This window comes from Rhizobium rhododendri, assembly GCF_007000325.2.
Lineage (GTDB): Bacteria > Pseudomonadota > Alphaproteobacteria > Rhizobiales > Rhizobiaceae > Rhizobium > Rhizobium rhododendri.
The window spans coordinates 145,147-162,390 of sequence record NZ_CP117267.1; the positions used below are offsets into that span (position 1 = coordinate 145,147).

11 protein-coding genes are annotated in these 17,244 nt (G+C 61.6%); 3 read left to right on the top strand and 8 right to left on the bottom strand.

What is annotated here, in order from left to right:
• The 8 genes from PR018_RS00770 to PR018_RS00805 all read right to left on the bottom strand — a co-directional run bounded on the left by PR018_RS00770 (nt 1) and on the right by PR018_RS00805 (nt 14,272).
• Entirely contained in the window at nt 1-1,290 is a 1,290-nt protein-coding gene (locus PR018_RS00770) for a histidine-type phosphatase (RefSeq protein ID WP_142823959.1), read from the bottom strand.
• Between the two features lie 231 nt (nt 1,291-1,521).
• On the bottom strand, nt 1,522-2,496 hold the full coding sequence (locus PR018_RS00775; RefSeq protein ID WP_142823960.1) for a L,D-transpeptidase family protein: 975 nt from the start codon (nt 2,494-2,496) through the stop codon (nt 1,522-1,524).
• Nucleotides 2,497-2,631: 135 nt separating this feature from the next.
• A complete protein-coding gene (locus tag PR018_RS00780; RefSeq protein WP_425064151.1) occupies nt 2,632-3,435 on the bottom strand; it encodes a TIGR02186 family protein in 804 nt (267 codons plus the stop codon).
• Nucleotides 3,432-4,355 carry a sulfite exporter TauE/SafE family protein gene (locus tag PR018_RS00785; protein WP_142823961.1) on the bottom strand — a complete coding sequence of 308 codons (924 nt, stop codon included), beginning with the start codon at nt 4,353-4,355 and terminating at the stop codon, nt 3,432-3,434. The genes PR018_RS00780 and PR018_RS00785 overlap by 4 nt, the downstream gene beginning before the upstream one ends.
• A gap of 523 nt (nt 4,356-4,878) precedes the next feature.
• Nucleotides 4,879-5,751 carry a prohibitin family protein gene (locus PR018_RS00790; protein WP_142823962.1) on the bottom strand — a complete coding sequence of 291 codons (873 nt, stop codon included), beginning with the start codon at nt 5,749-5,751 and terminating at the stop codon, nt 4,879-4,881.
• A 182-nt stretch (nt 5,752-5,933) separates the two neighbouring features.
• Nucleotides 5,934-9,086: an efflux RND transporter permease subunit gene (locus PR018_RS00795; protein ID WP_142829125.1), complete on the bottom strand. Its 3,153-nt coding sequence runs from the start codon at nt 9,084-9,086 to the stop codon at nt 5,934-5,936.
• Nucleotides 9,083-10,243 (bottom strand): efflux RND transporter periplasmic adaptor subunit, encoded by a 1,161-nt coding sequence (locus PR018_RS00800; RefSeq protein WP_224128227.1) that lies wholly within the window; start codon nt 10,241-10,243, stop codon nt 9,083-9,085. The genes PR018_RS00795 and PR018_RS00800 overlap by 4 nt, the downstream gene beginning before the upstream one ends.
• Before the next feature lie 195 nt (nt 10,244-10,438).
• Entirely contained in the window at nt 10,439-14,272 is a 3,834-nt protein-coding gene (locus PR018_RS00805) for a peptidoglycan-binding protein (RefSeq protein ID WP_142829127.1), read from the bottom strand.
• Between the two features lie 492 nt (nt 14,273-14,764).
• Here PR018_RS00805 and PR018_RS00810 point away from each other — a divergent pair, with 492 nt between their 5' ends.
• The 3 genes from PR018_RS00810 (at nt 14,765) to PR018_RS00820 (ending at nt 17,234) form a co-directional block, all read left to right on the top strand.
• Nucleotides 14,765-16,561 carry an acyl-CoA dehydrogenase C-terminal domain-containing protein gene (locus tag PR018_RS00810; protein WP_142829129.1) on the top strand — a complete coding sequence of 599 codons (1,797 nt, stop codon included), beginning with the start codon at nt 14,765-14,767 and terminating at the stop codon, nt 16,559-16,561.
• Between the two features lie 86 nt (nt 16,562-16,647).
• On the top strand, nt 16,648-16,905 hold the full coding sequence (locus PR018_RS00815) for an AbrB/MazE/SpoVT family DNA-binding domain-containing protein (protein ID WP_142823966.1): 258 nt from the start codon (nt 16,648-16,650) through the stop codon (nt 16,903-16,905).
• Nucleotides 16,905-17,234 carry a type II toxin-antitoxin system PemK/MazF family toxin gene (locus PR018_RS00820; protein ID WP_142829131.1) on the top strand — a complete coding sequence of 110 codons (330 nt, stop codon included), beginning with the start codon at nt 16,905-16,907 and terminating at the stop codon, nt 17,232-17,234. The genes PR018_RS00815 and PR018_RS00820 overlap by 1 nt, the downstream gene beginning before the upstream one ends.
• Nucleotides 17,235-17,244: the final 10 nt, after the last annotated feature.

The window sequence follows — 17,244 nt, forward strand, 5'->3', positions numbered from 1 at the left end:
TCAGTGGTAAGCCTGGCTTGCCACAGCCGTCATATCGAGCTTCGGTCGTGCCAGGGCCAGGAAGCGATCGAGCGGGCAGGCACCCTCGACGCTCTCGCTTTCGCAGCCGGGCATCGTTATCTCTGCCTGGAGCGGCGGCGAGGCTGCATCGATCGTGGAGGCGTCACGAATCTGATCCAGGGTCGGCGCAACGAAGCCGAGACGGACATAGGCCTTGCCCGCGCCATCGCGCAACCGCTCGAAGGTCAGCGCCCCGGTCGGAGGCGTTTCGTCGTCCAGATAGGGCGGAATGTGCCAGTGCAGACCAAGAAGCGCCGCGATTTCGGCCTGTTGGGTATCGCTGCCCATGAAGAGCAGGAAGTTGGCGTTCGGTGGTCCTTCCGCTGATTTCGCGTCCTTCGGGTCGGCAGCGATGGCGAGCAGCACCTGGTTAAGGAAATTCGAAACGTCGCGCGCCGCAAGGTAGGGTACACGGTTGCCAATGTCGTATTTGACCTGGCGCAGCTGCGACAGGCGGATGATGTCGGCAGCGCTGGATGCCTTGTCGAAGGCCACCTGGTCTGCAGGAAAACCATTGGCATATTGCAGCAGGAAAACCTGCACGATCGTGCCGGCTTCGACGATGGGTCCCTTCATGGAAACGCTTGCCGGCTTTCCGTCCTTTGCCGCCTTGGTCTCGATCGTCCAGGGCCGCTGTTCCATCGAGCAGGCAGGCGTCGCGCATCCGAGGATGGTGTCGAGCTCCTTCATCAAGGGCGCCGCCTTGGCCTTCATCGCATCGAAACTGCCGCCGGCCGTGGCAAGGATGGCAGCTTCCGCCTTGGCCGGATCGACGGCCCCAAGGGAGGTTTCCGAGGCCGCGTAAAGCGCGTCGACATCCCTGGTCCCGTTGAAGCCGACGGAAAGGCCGCAGCCGGGGAACATCGCCGATAACAGCACATTCCCGGTATCGATGGTGCGCTGGATGGCACCATTGGCCCAACCGAAGACGGAACCAGGGACAGGGCAACCGCTCTTGGGAACGAGGTTCTTGGCGCGCAGCATGGAAACCTCCCAGGCGGCGAGTTTCTCGGCCGCCACTTTTCCGTGCCCTGTCAGCATGCCGTCGGCGACGTCCCATGTCGGCCACTGCCGGGACGAGTAATGCAGCAGCTCCCGGCTGCTGGTCTGCGGCCGGACGCCGTGACGCATGACTGCGATGTATTTGTCTGGGGAAAGCGCGCCCGCGCCAGCGGGGCTCCCCGCAGCAGCAAACATCAGGCTGGCGATGAGGATGGATTTTAACGACATGGTGGCTCCATGGGAAAGAGCGACCGGCCGCGTGATTGCAACGAAAAATGCCGCTCCGGTCAGAAGGTGACCGAAGCGGCATGTAATAGGATTACGTGAACATTGAGCGACAGATTTGTGGCGGACATAGCCAAGCAAAGTTGTGGCAGATGCCGCCTCGGTGCCGAGGAAAGGACCGTCAGACTATGCATTGTCGGTTCCGCGCAGGCAGTGCTGCCGGCACGGGCTCGATCAGTTTACGAATTCAACGACCACGCCGGGTTTGACCATGCCGGCCAGCTCTTCGGCATCCCAGTTCGTCAGGCGGACGCAACCGTGCGAGCCGACCTTGCCGATAAGGTCGGGCTCCGGCGTCCCGTGGATGCCGTAGGTCGGTTCGGTGAGGTCGATCCAGACGCTGCCGACAGGGCCGTTCGGTCCCTTGGGTATCGTCAGGACCTTGTCGTTCTTGCCCTGCTTGAAGTTCTTGTCCGGGTCGTAGCGATAGACCGGGTTGCGGGCGACGCGCTTGACCTTGTGCAGTCCCTTTGGCGATGGATTTTCCTCGCTGCCCACTGTCGCAGGATAGACGGCGATCGGCTTGCCTTCTGCGTTATAGGCAAAAACCTGGCCACTCTTCTTGTTGGCTTCGATGCGCTTGACCTGGCCCTGCATCGGCGGACCCGGCATCACCACCTGGATCGTCTTGCCAACCGCGAAATCGTTGCCTTCATTGAGTTTTTCCAGCAGCGCCTGAGCCATGTGGAAACGCTCCGAAAGCTTCTCGGCGACGCTGGTGTAGCCCATGCTCTCCATCTTGGCTTTTTCGGCGTAGTCCGTCGGAATGTGATCGACGATGCCCGTGGCATCGTCAGCGGTGATCACGTAGCTCTCGATCACCGGAACCTTGCCATCGAGACGGCTGGTGACATCAGGTCCAACCTTGCCGTCAGTCGCCAGCCCGTTCATCGCCTCGAAGCCTGCGACCGCCTTGCTGACGTTCTCGCCGTAGAAACCATCGATCACCCCTGGAGACGCGCCGGCGCGGTCGAGCAGCACCTGCAGGCGGACAATCGCCGGATCGGGATTGTCGGAAGCGGTCGCCGGACGGTCCGCCGGGATCGACGCGAGCGACGAGGCATTGATTGCGTCGGGCTTCATCTCCTGAGCCGTGGCGGCAAAGGGGACGAGGAGGGCGAGGGTGGTGAGGAGCGCGGTTGTTTTCATGCTGCTCAATGGTCTCGAACCAAAGTTGTTCCGTCGCCGTAGCATATATCGTCGGTGCTCTCGTGCGACGCCCCATAGTCCCTTGCAAACCAACGCAATTTCCGTGCTTAGCGCGACAGCGAAGTGGCGAGTTCTCTAGCTCTTCCGGAATACGAAGCTGGCGGTCCAGCCCGTCACGACGGCGAGGAAAACTGCGAAGAAACCGTAGGCGATCGGTTGCTCATGGGCGGCGTCGGTGATGGTCTGTTCGATGCCGGTCTTGATGACGCGCAGCGGCAGCGACTTTTCGGCGACAAATTTGCCGCTTTTGAAGAGATAGGCGCGCACAGTGTGTACGCCGTTGGGCACGTTGGCCGGCAGGCGTAGCGTCGCCTTGAACAGGCTGGAGCTGACGAAGCGCACGCCGCTCGGATCGCGGTCGTAGAGGCCGCCGCTCTCCTGCAGCCTCCGGAACGCGTCGCGGAACTCACGCAGGTTTCCGACGTCGCCAACGAAGCCGACCGGGTTGAGCGGAATATGATCGAGGCCGATGCCGTGGTCGTTCAGTTCCAGCGGCGTCGTGACGCTGTCGACGGCACGCGTGCTCGACAGCGAATAGGCTTCCGGCACCCGCTCGAAGGTCATCGACCGTGTGTTGACCCAGATGCCGAACACCCGTTGCTTCTTGCGCACCGTGGCATTCTCGCGCGGACCTTCCAGCACCACGACGATGTCATACTGGCCGATGGCCAGCAAAAGCTGGTCGGTATTGCCGAGTGCGCCGAAAATCGTCAGGTCGGCGCCGGCGAAATCCGACGTGATGGCGATTTCGCTGGTCGAGGTGCCGATCTCCATCGTCTCGGGCAGGGGCGTCGCCGGTGCGTCGAGCATGACCTGCGCCCGGGCGCCAAACGCTGCCAGCAGCAGGGCGGCGGCAAGGATAAGCGCACGTCCCATCATTGGCCGATACCCTCCATGACAATGGAGTAGATATCGGTCGGCGTAACGATCAGGGCGATGGCAAGGCGCACGCCGACGGCAAGTACGAGCAGGCCGAGCAGGGCACGCAGCTGCTCGCCGCGCAGCCGCTGGCCGACCCGCACGCCGTATTGCGCGCCGATGACGCCGGCCACCATCAGCACGAAGGCGAGCACGATATCGACGGAATAGTTGGTGGCTGCCTGGACGATGGTCGTATAGCCGGTGACGAAGATGACCTGGAACAGCGATGTGCCGACCACGACATTGGTCGGGATGCGCAGAAGGTAGATCATCGCTGGAACCAGGATAAAGCCGCCGCCGATCCCCATGGGGGTCAACACGCCGACGAAGAAACCGAGGCCGAATACCGGAATGACACTGAGATAGAGTTTGGATTTCTTGAAACGCATTTTCAGCGGCAGCCGCTGCACCCAGTTATGGTGGCCGGGCCGCTTGGGCAGCGGCTTGCCCTTGCCGGCTGCGCGTCGCAGCGCATTGATGCTCTCCCAGAGCATCAGCGTTCCCACCGTGCCGAGCAGGAACACGTAGAGAAGCGAGATGATCAGGTCGATCTGGCCGACGCGCCGCAGGATCACGAAGACCCAGAGGCCAAGCGTCGAGCCGACAAGGCCGCCGGCAAGCAGGATCGATCCGAGCTTTAGATCCAGTGAGCCGCGCCTGAAATGGCTGATAGCGCCGGAAACCGAGGAGGCAACGACCTGGTTGGAGCCTGTGGCGACGGCGACAATTGGGGGAATGTTGTAGAAGATCAGCAGTGGCGTGATCAAAAACCCGCCGCCGACGCCGAACATGCCCGACAGGAAGCCGACCGCCGCGCCCATGCCGAGGATGATGAAGATATTGACCGATAATTCCGCTATCGGCAGGTAAATCGTCACGGCCGGACCCCAAATGAACTGCGCTCGTTCAGCAAACCCGGCGCCTAATGAAATTTCCCCTTTGAACGCGCGACGCTCATACGAAACCCTAGCCGGAACCCGTTAAGGAAAGTTTGGGTTTGGCGATGTTAAGTCAATCGCCATTCCTGGGCCGAAGCATTTTTCCGAAAGGTGTGGTAAATGCCACAACGCCGACACCGCGCAGGAATGCTGTCGCTCATCGCGCCTTCTGGAACATCTCGAAAAACAACGAGAGAACAAATCCGACCAGAAACAGGATTCCAAACGATGGTAGCGAGTATTTTACGCTGTCATGCGGAAATGCAATTCCCCAAAAATGCTGCGCCGCGACAATTGTCAGGCTGATGATCAACGACCTCAACGCGATGAGGGCCACATGACGCAAATAAGCACTCCGGATTAGGCTCCCCACTCACGGGGGGACGTTGATGCCGCCAGGACGAGGCTTCACGAGGAGAATATCTCCCCGCCAGCGCGCCGCGTCAACGGTCGGCAGATCTGGCTACCTGACGCCGATGAACGGCAAGGCGCCGCCGGGCGTCATCGAGGTGGGCAGCTTGCCGTCCCAACCATTGCCGATAGCCTGGTATTGAATAAGCGCAGGGTTGTCGCGGAGCGCCTCTCCCTTGGCCCGGATGGCGTTCGCATCGGCCTCACCACGGAGCGTGATGGCTTTGGCCTGGGCAGTCGCGAGGGCAAGCTGGCTATCCGCATCGGCCTGCGCCTTGGTCACGGTGATCTGCGCCAGCTGCTTCTCGTTCTGCGCTTTCTGTGCCGATTTCTGAACCTCGACTTCCGCTGTCATGCGGGCTTCGATTGCCTCCTCGTACGGCTTCGAAAACTTGATGTTTTCCAGCTGTACGCCTTCGATCATGACCGGCCCCTTGACGGAGTCGCTCAGCGCCTGGCGGATATCGGTGTTGAGCTTGTCGCGCTGGCTGATGGCCGTTGCCGCCGTGTAATGTCCAAAGACGTTTTTGACCTGCTGCTGGATACGCGGACGGATCAGACGGTCGGCAAGTCCCTCGGCGCTGCCGAACTGGCTATAGACATCCACGACCTGCGAAGGCGTAATGCTGTAATTGACGGAAAGCTGCATATGGGCAGGCTGCTGGTCCTGCGAGTAGGCTTCCGTATCCTCGATCTTGATGATCTGTGTCTGGACCGGAAAGCGCGTAACGACCGTGACGAACGGCGTCTTGAAGCCAAGGCCCGGATCCGCCGTGCCAACGACTGCACCGAAGCGCGTGATCACACCGCGTTCGCCTTGATCGATCGTGTACCAGGAACCCAATATAACCGGCAGTCCGACCAGCGCGATGACTGCGACGCTGGCAATAAATTTGAGCGGTATGCGTGAGGCAGTTTCGGTCATGGTACTTCTCACTGTCTGTTGCGGCGGACTTTCACTGGGCTAGAAGCGGCACGATCATATTATATGAAATAAACGAAGGCTCCATGGCAATGGCCAGACGCTCGGCTCTCATGACATCGATACTGCGCGCGTTATGTTCGACGGGAACTTTCGTCCCAAAGGACCCGAACGACCGTCGTGCATCACGCCGGAGAGGCGGCCCCTGCCTTTAGCTCCGGATTGCTGTTTGCGCGCCGTTTTCCCAGCCTGTCGAGTAGCAGATAGATCACCGGGGTCGTGTAGAGCGTCAGGATCTGGCTGACGATCAGGCCGCCGACGATGGCGTAACCGAGGGGCTGGCGCAGTTCTGATCCCGTGCCATGTCCTATCGCCAAGGGAATTCCGCCGAGCAAGGCTGCCATGGTGGTCATCAGAATCGGCCTGAAACGCAGATGCGCCGCCTTGGTGATGGCCTGTTCGCTGGTCAGGCCCTCGTCCTTTTCCGCCTGTATGGCGAAATCCACCAGCATGATGCCGTTTTTCTTGACGATGCCGATCAGCAGGATGACGCCGATCATGGCGACGAGACCGAAGTCGAAGCCCGAAATCATCAGAGCCGCCAGCGCTCCGAGGCCTGCGGACGGCAGTGTCGATAGGATCGTCAGCGGATGCAGCAGGCTTTCATAGAGCACGCCGAGGATGATGTAGACGACGATCAGCGAAGCCAGGATCAGCAGCGGTACCGTCGCCAGCGACTCCTGGAAGGCCTTGGCGCTGCCGGAAAAGCTCGCCTGCAGCGATGCCGGTGGTTGCAACCCTTGTACCGCGGCCTCGATTGCCTGCGTTGCCTGTCCGAGTGCGACAGAGGGTGCCAGGTTGAACGAGATCGTCACTGCCGGCGATTGTCCCTGATGAGAGATCGAAACCGGCGACACCCCGTTCGTCGTCCACTTGGCAACAACTGACAGCGGAACTAGCGTGCCGCTGCTGGAGCGGACGGAAAGCTGGTCGAGCGTTGCGATCTTGCGCTGCAGGTCTGGTAGCACCTCGAGGATGACGTGGAAGGTGTCGGTCTGTGTCGAGTAGGACGCCACCTGCCGCTGTCCGAAGGCATCGTACAGGGTGTCGTCGATCGTTGCCGGAAGGACGCCGTAAAGCGAGGCAGCAGCCCGGTCGATATGGATCGACAGGTTAGGAGCCTCCGCCTGCTGGTCATTGCCGACGTCGCGCAGTTCCGGCAGGCTCTGCAGCTTGTTCGTCACCTTCGTTGCCCATTGCGAGAGCTCGCTGATATTGCCGTCCTGAAGCGTATATTGATACTGGGTCTTGGCGGGCCGTGCGCCGATGTTGATATCCTGCGCGGACTGCATGAGGAGCTTGATGCCCTGCTGCTGGTTGAGGGCAATACCAAGCCGCTGGATCACCTCCTTGGCACTTGCATCGCGCTCCGACAGCGGTTTCAGCGTGATGTTGACATGGCCCTGGTTGAGCGCGTTGCCGCCATTGCCGCCGCCGACATCCATGAACACGCTGTAGACCGCTGGGTCCTTGAGGATGATGGCGCTGACGCGCTCCTGCAGCTTGGCCATCTCGGTGTAGGAGATATCCGGTGAAGCCTGTGACTGGCCTGCGATGAAGCCGGTGTCCTGCTCCGGAAAAAAGCCTTTGGGGATGATATAGAAGAGGTACCCCGTCAGCGCGATGGTCCCGAGGAAGACGGTCAGTGTCACGTAGGGGTGTCGCAGCACGCGGGCCAGGCTGCGGGCGTAGAGCGAGAGCAACCAGTCGAAGAATGCCTCGCCCATGCGGTAGAGCCGTCCATGCTGCTCCTTGGGCACGGATCTGATGAAGCGCGACGCCAGCATCGGTGTCAGCGTGAGCGAGACAAAGGCCGAAATCGCGATGGCAATCGTCAGTGTCACGGCGAACTCGCGGAACATTCGGCCTACGATGCCGCCCATCAGCAGGATGGGGATGAGAACGGCGATCAGCGAAAGGCTGATGGAAATGATCGTGAAGCCGATCTCCCGCGCTCCCTTCCGGGCCGCCTCTTTTGGCTCCAGACCCTCCTCGATCAGGCGGGTGATGTTTTCGAGCATGACGATCGCGTCGTCGACGACGAAGCCGACGGCCACCACCAGCGCCATGAGCGACAGGTTGTCGAGGCTGAAACCCAGCACCCACATCGGTGCGAGCGAGCCAACAAGGGCAATCGGCAGGGTAAGCGCCGGGATGATGGTTGCCCTGATATCCCGCAGGAACAGGAAGATCACCAGCACCACGAGCCCGATGGTCAGCATCAGCGTAAACTGGACATCCTCGACGGACGCCCGGATCGTCGATGTCCTGTCGGTCACGAGTTCCAGCTTGATAGCGCGTGGCAACGATGCCTGCAGGGCGGGAAGCTGGGATTTGATTGCGTCAACGACGCCGATGACGTTTGCGCCCGGCTGCCTGAATACGTCGAGGGCTATCCCTCGCTCACCGTTCGTCCAGTGTGCCATCTTCGAGTCTTCGGCGCCATCGACGGCGGCACCGATATCGCGGATACGCACCGGCCCGCCGTTGCGGTAGGCGATGACAGCATCGTTCCAGTCGGCCGACTTTGTAATCTGGTCGTTGGTGTAGATCGGAAACGTCCGGGTCGGATCGTCGATGTTGCCCTTGGGGGCGCTGAGGCTGAGATTGCCGATGGCAGAGCGGACATCTTCCAGCGTCACATCTGATTGCGCGAGGCGACCGGGATCGACACCGATGCGGATCGCCGGCTTCTGCTTGCCGCCGATATTGACATAGGCAACGCCGGAAACCTGGCCGATCTTGGTGGCGACGTTTCGTTCAATGTACTCGTCGAGCTCCGGTAGCGTCAGCGTGTCCGAGGTCGCCGACAGCTGCATGACCGGCGCATCGGCGGGATTGACCTTCCGGACCGTTGGCAGGGACGGCATGTCCTTCGGAAGCGTTGCGGACGCCTCGCTGATCGCCGTCTGCACATCGCTCGCCGCTGTCTGTATGTCCTGGCTGAGCGCGAACTGGATGGTGATCGACGTGGTGCCGAGCGAGCTGCTCGATGTCATCTCGGTGATCCCGCTGACCCGGGAAAGCGCCTCCTCGATCGGCTGGGCAACGCTCGATGCCATCGTCTCCGGCGACGCGCCGGGAAGGCTTGCCGCGATCTGGATCGTTGGAAAGTCGATCTGCGGCAGTGCCGATACGGGCATCAGCGGATAGCAAATGGCACCGACGAGGAAAATACCGGCCATGATAAGGCCGGTGGCGACGGGGTGATCGATAAAAAAACTGAAGAAATTCGAGTCTTTAGGCTGAGCGGTCTGGGAGGGATCGATGCCGCTCATGGGGATTGCTTCTCCGCAAGTTCTCCGGTCGTGGAACCGGTCCAGGGGGTGACGCTGACCTTGACGCCGTCGCCGATGCGCGACTGGCCGTCCATGACGACCTGATCGCCTTCCGAAATGCCCTTCGTTACCAAAGCACGGGCATCTGTCACGAAGGCGGAGACGACATCGCGTTTCTCAACCTTGCCGTCTTTTCCGACGACATAGGCATAGAGACCCGACGGGCCGCGCGCCAAAGCCTTGTCGGGCACCACGACGCCGTCGCGAACCTCGACCGTCAAGCGCGTCGCAACCGGCAGGCCGGGCCACAAGCGGCTGTCGCCATTGTCGAAATCGGCACGAAGGTGGATCGACCCATTGCTCGCATCGACCGAATTGTCGATTACCGAGAGTTTGCCCTTGGCAAGTTGCCGGGTGCCATCTGTTGCCGATACCTCGACCTCGGCAATGCCCTGTTTCAGAGCATCCCGGATTTCCGCAAACCGATCGCCGGGAGCGACGAACGACACGCCGATGGGGTCCATCTGTGTGATCGTCACGATCCCCGTCGACGAACTTGCGCTGATGACGCTGCCCGTATCGACTTGGCGAAAACCGGTGCGGCCGGTGAAAGGGGCGACGATGGTCGCAAATCCGAGTTGGGTCTCGGCATTCTTGATTGCCGCATCGTCGTACTGGACGGCGGCGAAAAGCTGGTCGCTGGACGCATTTTTCTGCTCGACGGTTGCAGTGGACGCGATGCCCTTTTGCGCAAGGCCTGCATATCTCTCCGCATCCGCCTTGGCGCTGCGCAGCTGGGCCTCGTCCTGGGCTTTCTTCGCCTTGGCAGACGTCAGGTCGGATACCAGCTGGCGGTCATCCAGCCGCAGCAGGACGCTTCCTTTCTGGACGATCTCCCCCTCCGTGAAAGGGATTTCCATCACCTGCCCGTCTATGCGCGGACGCACCAGAACGGACTGGAGCGAAGACACCGTTCCAATACCGTTGATGACCCTGTGGATGGTTTCGCGCTTGGCGGTTATTGCCGTGACCGGGATGGGCGGCGCTTCCGTCGTTTCGCTATCGGCAGCAAAAGCACCACTGATGGGTTGGAGGATAAGAGCCGCGACCAGGATGGCCATGCCACGAGACGCAGACGTCAGCGCAAAAAACTTCATTCGCCACCCTTGCTTGGATTTCGCTCTGTAACGCAGCAATCCGACTTTGGTTCATTCCGGTTAACTTTATGAGATTCGGGTAATCTATGCCGCCAGTGATGCGGGGCTGAAGAGACCTTTTTTTCTCGACAATCTCGATACGAAAAAGCCCGACAGGATTTCTCCGGCCGGGCATTTGCGGATGAATGATCGGTCTCAGGCGGGCTTGTTGCGGGCCAGCAGCTGCTTGACGACCTGATCGGTGATCTTGCCGTCTGGCGTCAGGCCGACCGATTTCTGGAAGCTTTTCAGCGCTGCAACCGTCTTGTCGCCCATGTTGCCATCAGGCGTGCCGGCGTCGAAGCCGTTGTTGTTGAGGATCGCCTGAATGTTGCGGACAGCCTTTTTCATATCGACCGAGCCGGTGTGGACGCTCTTGCCCGCCCATGCGTCGGGAATATCGGCGCGGTTGCTCTGGTCGTCCAGTGGCTGCGGCTTCCAGAGATCGACCTTTTCCTTGGCGGCCTGCAGCTGGTCTGGCTTCAGGGAGTTGGCCACTTCGTCGCGCTTTTGTGCCGCATCCTTGTCGCCGCCCTTGGCGGCAATGGCGAACCACTTGTAGGATTCGGTGAGATCCTGCTTCACGCCGTTGCCCCGTGCATAGAGGATGGCGAGATTGAACTGGCTGTCCGAGACGCCGAAATTGGCGGCTTTGGTGAACCAGTCGACAGCTGCGGCATAATCCTGCGGGCCAGCGGCGCCGGATGCGAACAGAACCGCCAGATTGTGCATGGAGCTGGCGTTACCCTGGTCGGCTGCCAGCTGGTAATATTGCTTGGCTTTTGCGAGATCTCGGTCGAGGCCATTGCCCTTTTCATACATGCTGGCGAGACGGTACTGTGCCGGGGCAAAGCCCTTGTCGGCAGAGAGCTGGTACCAGCTTGCCGCCTGCTTCAGATCGGTCGGCAAACCACGGCCTTCGGTGAAGCGCGCGCCGATCTCGAAGAGTGCCAGAGGATCGCCCTGGCGGGCCGCATCTGCAAGTGCCGGCGGCTGGATGCTGTCCGGGACGGCGATGACGGCAGCAGGAGCTGCCGGTGTCGTGGCATCGCCTGCGGTGTTGGCTGCAGCGACGTCCGGAGCGGTTGTCGCCGACGGCGTCGCATTCGCCATTCCCGGCGCAGGTGTGCCCGGCGAGGTCAGCGGCTGGCTGGCGGTATCGCTACCGGCCGGAGCCGGCGATGCCAAGTGGGCAGTCTGCGTCGCCATGCCAGGCTCTGCTGGCGCAGCCTGTGTCGGGCCAGGGGCGGGCTGCGGCTGAACGGCGGCTGCAGGATCGGTTGCTGCTGGCGCCGGGGTCGCTGCCGAGGTCAAAGCGGACACTTCGGCGGGTGCCGGTGCCTGCTTGCCGGTCAACGAGTGGACCAGCGGAAACGCCATGAGCGCCAGCAATGCAGCGCCGACGGCGAGCAGAATCGGGCGGCGGTAGCGCGCGAAAGTTCCCGTCTTGCCGGGGCCCTTGACCGTGGGCGCTGTTCGCGATTGGTCGACTTCCATGGCAGCGGCCTGGGCAGCGCGGCGGGCGGCGGCGATGTAGTCGGCACGTTCGTTTTCGGTCTGCGGCTTGCCTGCGCCATTGCGGGCGGCATTCTGGCTGGCCCGCACCCTTTCGAGGATCTTCTTGATATCCGGCGCGCCGGAGCCGGGCTCCAGCAACTCGTTCGCCTCGTCGGCATGCATCATGTCGCCCGAATCGATCGACGGCGTCGGGTCGATCACCTGGCGGTCGGTCGAGGCCTCTGTGTCTGCCTTGCGGCCCGGTCGCAGACGCTTGCCGAGGGCTGCAAAGAGGCTCGGCTTGCCGCCTTCGCTCTTGACCGCCGCCTTGATGCGCGCCTTGGTTTCGGCATCCATAGGAATTGCGTCGGCGTTGGTGACCTCAGCTACGCCCGGTACCGCGGTATCGGCGGCGGCTCGCGCAGCAGCGACGGTTGCCATCGGCACTGCAGCGGATGCGGTGCGGATCACCGGTCCGCTCTTCTGCGCAGGTGCGGCAGCACGGGCTTGCGGCGCATCGGCATATTCGAGCGGCGGCGGGTTGAACTCGGCGGCCGGCATGCGGGCGGCGGGCTTGCTGCGCTCCATGTTGTCGAGACGGTCGGCGATCTGGACCAGCGTATTGTGCAGGGCTTCGAATGTGCGGTGCGTGCGCTCGTCGCTGCTGCGGCTGATGTCCTCGAGGTGACGAAGATCCTCGGCCAGCGCCGCCAATGCCGACATCTCGGCCGCAGGTGCCGCGCCGTTCATCGCGCCCTGCCGGGAATAAGCCTGCACGACAGTCTCGGCTGCCTGACGAGCGGCTTCGATGACGTATTCGTCGTTGGTGCTCATATAGTCTTCGATAGCGCTCATGCGCTGGTCGAATTCGACCGGAAAGCCGTTGCGCGGCTCGCTCAGGAGTTCGGAGAGGTGAGCGATCTGGTCTTCCAGTCCGCGCAAGGCGTGACTGTCGGTCGGTGCGGCAGCGGTGCTTTCCTCCAGCCGGGAAGCAATATCGGCGAGCCGGCTTTCGAGCCTGACGACGACCGTCTCGTCGAAGGCCGACGCCGGCGGATGCATGTCGATCTGGTCGATGCGGCGGGCCAGCTGCTCCAGCCGTTCGGCCAGCACGTCGTTGACCGCACCCTGGTCGAGCGCATCGATCTTGCGCGAAATATCGCTGAGGTGAACGGTGAGATCCGGCTGCGGCGCCTGGCTGTATGAGCTTTCCATCAGCCGCGACAGCTCGTTCAGTCGCTCTTCGAGGTTGATCGCGGTTTCCGCATGAGCCATGTCGTCGATGCGGCTGCTGAGGCTTTCGATACGGCTTGCCAGATCCATGGTCGGCTCGAAGCGCAACATGGCTTCGCTGCTCATCACGTCGATCTGGTCGGCGAGGCTGCTGATACGGTTTTCGAGGCGCTGGATCAGCGCCGGATCGGCCGTGTTGGCGGTGCTGCGGCCGCTGGCGGCGATCGCCCGGCTGATTTCGTCGAGGCGCGTATCGATCGCGGTGAACTGCTCGGTCATGGCGCGGTCGCGCGGCTGCATGAGGTTGCCGAACTGCTCCATCGCAGTGGCAATGGAAATCAGCTTTTCTTCCAGCGCATGCACCGCAGGGCTATCGTTCATGCCGCCGAGCTGCCGCTTGATATCGTCGATGCGGTAGGCCAGCGCGACAAGCTCTTCCTGCAGGCCGGATGTGTCGATAGCCTGCAGCCGATCTTCCACGCTGTCCCAACGGCTCTCCATTCCCCGCACGGATTCCTCGCGGGCAAGCCCGTCCATCAGCGCGCGAAGATCGTCGAACTCTGCCTTCAGGGCGGCGGCCTCGGAGCCGTGGCTGGCACCGGTGTTTGCCAGCTGGTCGATGCTGTCGGCAAGACGCGTCAGATCGGCGCGCATGCTGTCTGCGAAATTATGGTCTTCGGCGGCGCCCTTGATCGTGCGGATCTCGGCCCGGAGTGCGCCCATCTCGCGCGCTACCCCGTCTGCGATGTCTTTCTTGAGGTCGTGGCGCAGGCTGACCAGGGCCTGGGCGATCTCGGTCATCGCATCCGCTGCAGGGCGGCTATCGGCCGCAACGCGGGCAACGGGCTGGCGCGAGGCCACGGGTTCTGCGGCGCGCGGTGCGAGCGGCGGACGGACGGGTGCCTCTTGCTCTGCGGCCTGGCTGCGGTCGCGGCTGGCCCCGAGTATGCGCTGGCGCTGGCGGATTTCGGCAAAGGGATCGGAGCGTGGAGCTGGCGCCGGTGCTTCGGCGCGCGATGGCCTGTCGTTGGCCTCGCGGCTGGCGACAGCGCGGTCCAGACGATTGGATCTCTCTGCGAGCGCCGGGCGGGCTGCAGACGACACGGCTGCCGCTGGTGCCTGCGGGCGCGCCGTTTCCAGACCGCCTGCTGCGCCCATCAGACCTTCGATGCGGGCCTCTAGACCCTCGATCGTGCGGCTGAGTGCATCGAGAGCCGTCCTGTCGTTCATCAGGGGAGGATGTGATGGAGATCCGCTCATCGTGTTGCTCACTTCGACATTTGACCCTTGCGGGCTGTTTCCCCCGGTACTCGCGCCGCTGCCATCGAAAACTGCAGTGACTGAAGAGCACCAGACGCAAGGGCGTATTACGGTACGCATTCCTGTGACCGGTGGAGATCGCTGTATTCCAAAAATCTAAACTGCGGCATGGAATACGGATCACTCCGCTCACGCCGCAAAATTCGCAAAACGTGGTAAAGAACCCGTTAACTTTCCCGAAAATTTCTTTAACCTTTGTTCAATGCGCACCAGCCCGGCCATTGCGGACACAAGATATCTCTGAGGAAGCCGAGCCGCACTTTCTCCCGGTGCCAGCGCCTGGGGTCTCGCATACGGCACCCATCGCCCCTCCGACACAAAAGTTTTACCCTCGGGTCATACATTTGACGTTTACGCGCACGTCAATATTTCATAGGCTTGTTGCAGGGACGGAGCCTTGGCCTCGTCTTTGCGAATTGGAGGATTTGAACGATGCCAGTCTATCGGGCGCCCGTCAGCGACACGCTGTTCATTCTCAACGATGTGCTCGGCCTCGAGCGCTACAATAATCTGCCGGGCTTTGCCGATGCGACGCCCGAGATGATCGAGGCCATCCTTGGCGAAGCTGCCCGGATGGCCGAGGAAGTACTGTTTCCACTCAACTATTCTGGCGATCAGGAAGGCTGCCGGCGCAGCGATGACGGCAATGTCTCGACGCCAACAGGTTTCAAGCAGGCCTATGAATCCTATTGCGCCGGTGGTTGGACAGGGCTTGCAGTGCCGGAGGAATTCGGCGGCCAGGGGCTGCCCTATACGCTGCATGCGGCCGTCGGCGAATATACCTCTTCAGCCAATATGGCACTTATGATGTATCCCGGCCTGACGCACGGAGCGATGTCTGCGATCCTCGTGCACGGCACGGAGGAGCAGAAGCGCACATACCTGCCGAAAATGGTCGAGGGCAGATGGTCGGGGACGATGAACCTGACGGAGCCCCATTGCGGCACCGATCTCGGTCTGCTGCGCACGAAGGCCGTGCTACAGCCTGATGGCAGCTACCGGATTTCCGGCCAGAAGATTTTCATCTCGGCGGGCGAGCACGACCTGACGGAGAATATCGTTCATCTCGTGCTTGCCCGCATCGAGGGCGCACCGGAGGGCACCAAGGGTATCTCGCTGTTCATCGTGCCGAAATTCCTGATTGGCGAAGACGGTGCACCGGCCGCCAGAAATGGTGTCAGCTGCGGCGCCCTCGAGCACAAGATGGGCATTCACGCCAACGCCACCTGCGTGATGAACTACGACGACGCGACGGGCTACCTGATCGGCACCGAGAACCGAGGCTTGCCCGCCATGTTCGTGATGATGAACGAGGCGCGCGTCAGCGTCGGTCTGCAGGGCGTGTCGATCTCGGAAGTCGCCTACCAGAACGCCGCCGCCTACGCCCGCGATCGTATCCAGGGCCGCTCGCTGTCGGGGGCAAAGGCGCCGGACAAAAAGGCCGATCCGATCATCGTCCACCCCGATATCCGCCGGACGCTGATGACCATTCGAGCCTTCAACGAGGCCGGTCGTGCCTTCCTGCTGTGGACGGCCCTGCAATCCGACATCGCCCACCGCGCGACCGATGAAAGGGAGCGCCAATTGGCCGACGACATCCTTGGCCTTTTGACGCCCATCCTCAAGGGCGTCATGACGGACAAGGGTTTCGAGCACGCCGTCATGGCCCAGCAGGTGTTCGGCGGCCATGGCTATATCGAGGACAACGGCATGAGCCAGTATGTCCGCGATGCCCGCATTGCGATGATCTACGAGGGCGCCAACGGCATCCAGGCGCTCGATCTGGTCGGCCGCAAGCTCGGCCTCAACGGCGGCCGCGCGGTGATGGCGCTGTTCAAGGAGATCGGCGATTTCTGCGAGGAGAACCGCGCCGACGAAGCGATGGCACCGTTCACCAAGGCCTTGAAGAAGAGCCTCGGCGACGCCCAGGCCGCGACCATGTGGTTCATGCAGAACGCCATGGCAAAGCCCGACAATGCCGGTGCCGGCTCCACCGATTACATGCACCTCTTCGGCCTCGTCGTGCTCGGTTACATGTGGGCGAAGATGGTCAAAGCGGCGCAGACAGGCCTTGCCTCCGGCGACAGTGCTCGTTCGGAGTTTTTCGAGGCCAAACTGGTGACCGGGCGCTTTTACATGGAGCGCATCCTGCCGGAAACCGCGCTACGCCGCACCCGCGTCGAGGCCGGCGCAGACACCATGATGGCGCTGCCGGCGGAGGCGTTTTGATCTGCAGAAGCGGTATCTGAGGTCGAGTCCGCATCTTGTGAAGCATGATTGAAAGTTATATATTGATATAACTTTTGGAGGCGAAAATGGCGACATCGACACTTCGCAATGTGGGAGGCTCTGTCATGATGACGATCCCGAAAGCTGTAGTTGATGAGTTGGGACTGACAGCCAATACCAAGGTCGAGGTATTGGCAGAGGATGGGCGCGTCGTTGCGGTTCCGCACAAGCGGCCGAAGTACACGCTCGATGAGCTTTTGGCGCAGTGCGATCTTGATGCACCGTTTACAGAGGAAGATCGGGAATGGCTCGATGATGCACCGTCTGGCCGAGAGGTCATCTAGTGGATCGCGGAGACATCTGGCACGTCGATCTAGAACCGATCCGTGGACGTGAACAGGCTGGCGCGCGGTATGTGCTGGTGGTTACCAAGAAAAGCTTCAATGCCATCGGCACGCCGATAGTGGTGCCTATAACGACCGGCAGTGAGTTTGCCCGTTTCAAAGGATTTGCCGTGTCGTTGTCCGGCGCGGGAACGCGGAGTTCGGGTGTGATCCTGTGCAATCAGCTGCGGTCGCTCGACCTCAGGGCGCGCGGCGGGAAATACGTGGAAAGTGTGCCGGATTTCATCATGTTCGAAGTGCTTGCCCGGATCACTATATTCTTCGACTAATATTACGAGA

What these genes read in the sequence shown, in the direction of transcription:
- PR018_RS00770 (WP_142823959.1), bottom strand. Translation starts at nt 1,290, where the DNA reads ATGTCGTTAAAATCCATCCTCATCGCCAGCCTGATGTTTGCTGCTGCG.
- PR018_RS00775 (WP_142823960.1), bottom strand. Translation starts at nt 2,496, where the DNA reads ATGAAAACAACCGCGCTCCTCACCACCCTCGCCCTCCTCGTCCCCTTT.
- PR018_RS00780 (WP_425064151.1), bottom strand. Translation starts at nt 3,435, where the DNA reads ATGATGGGACGTGCGCTTATCCTTGCCGCCGCCCTGCTGCTGGCAGCG.
- PR018_RS00790 (WP_142823962.1), bottom strand. Translation starts at nt 5,751, where the DNA reads ATGACCGAAACTGCCTCACGCATACCGCTCAAATTTATTGCCAGCGTC.
- PR018_RS00795 (WP_142829125.1), bottom strand. Translation starts at nt 9,086, where the DNA reads ATGAGCGGCATCGATCCCTCCCAGACCGCTCAGCCTAAAGACTCGAAT.
- PR018_RS00800 (WP_224128227.1), bottom strand. Translation starts at nt 10,243, where the DNA reads ATGAAGTTTTTTGCGCTGACGTCTGCGTCTCGTGGCATGGCCATCCTG.
- PR018_RS00805 (WP_142829127.1), bottom strand. Translation starts at nt 14,272, where the DNA reads ATGAGCGGATCTCCATCACATCCTCCCCTGATGAACGACAGGACGGCT.
- PR018_RS00810 (WP_142829129.1), top strand. Translation starts at nt 14,765, where the DNA reads ATGCCAGTCTATCGGGCGCCCGTCAGCGACACGCTGTTCATTCTCAAC.
- PR018_RS00815 (WP_142823966.1), top strand. Translation starts at nt 16,648, where the DNA reads ATGGCGACATCGACACTTCGCAATGTGGGAGGCTCTGTCATGATGACG.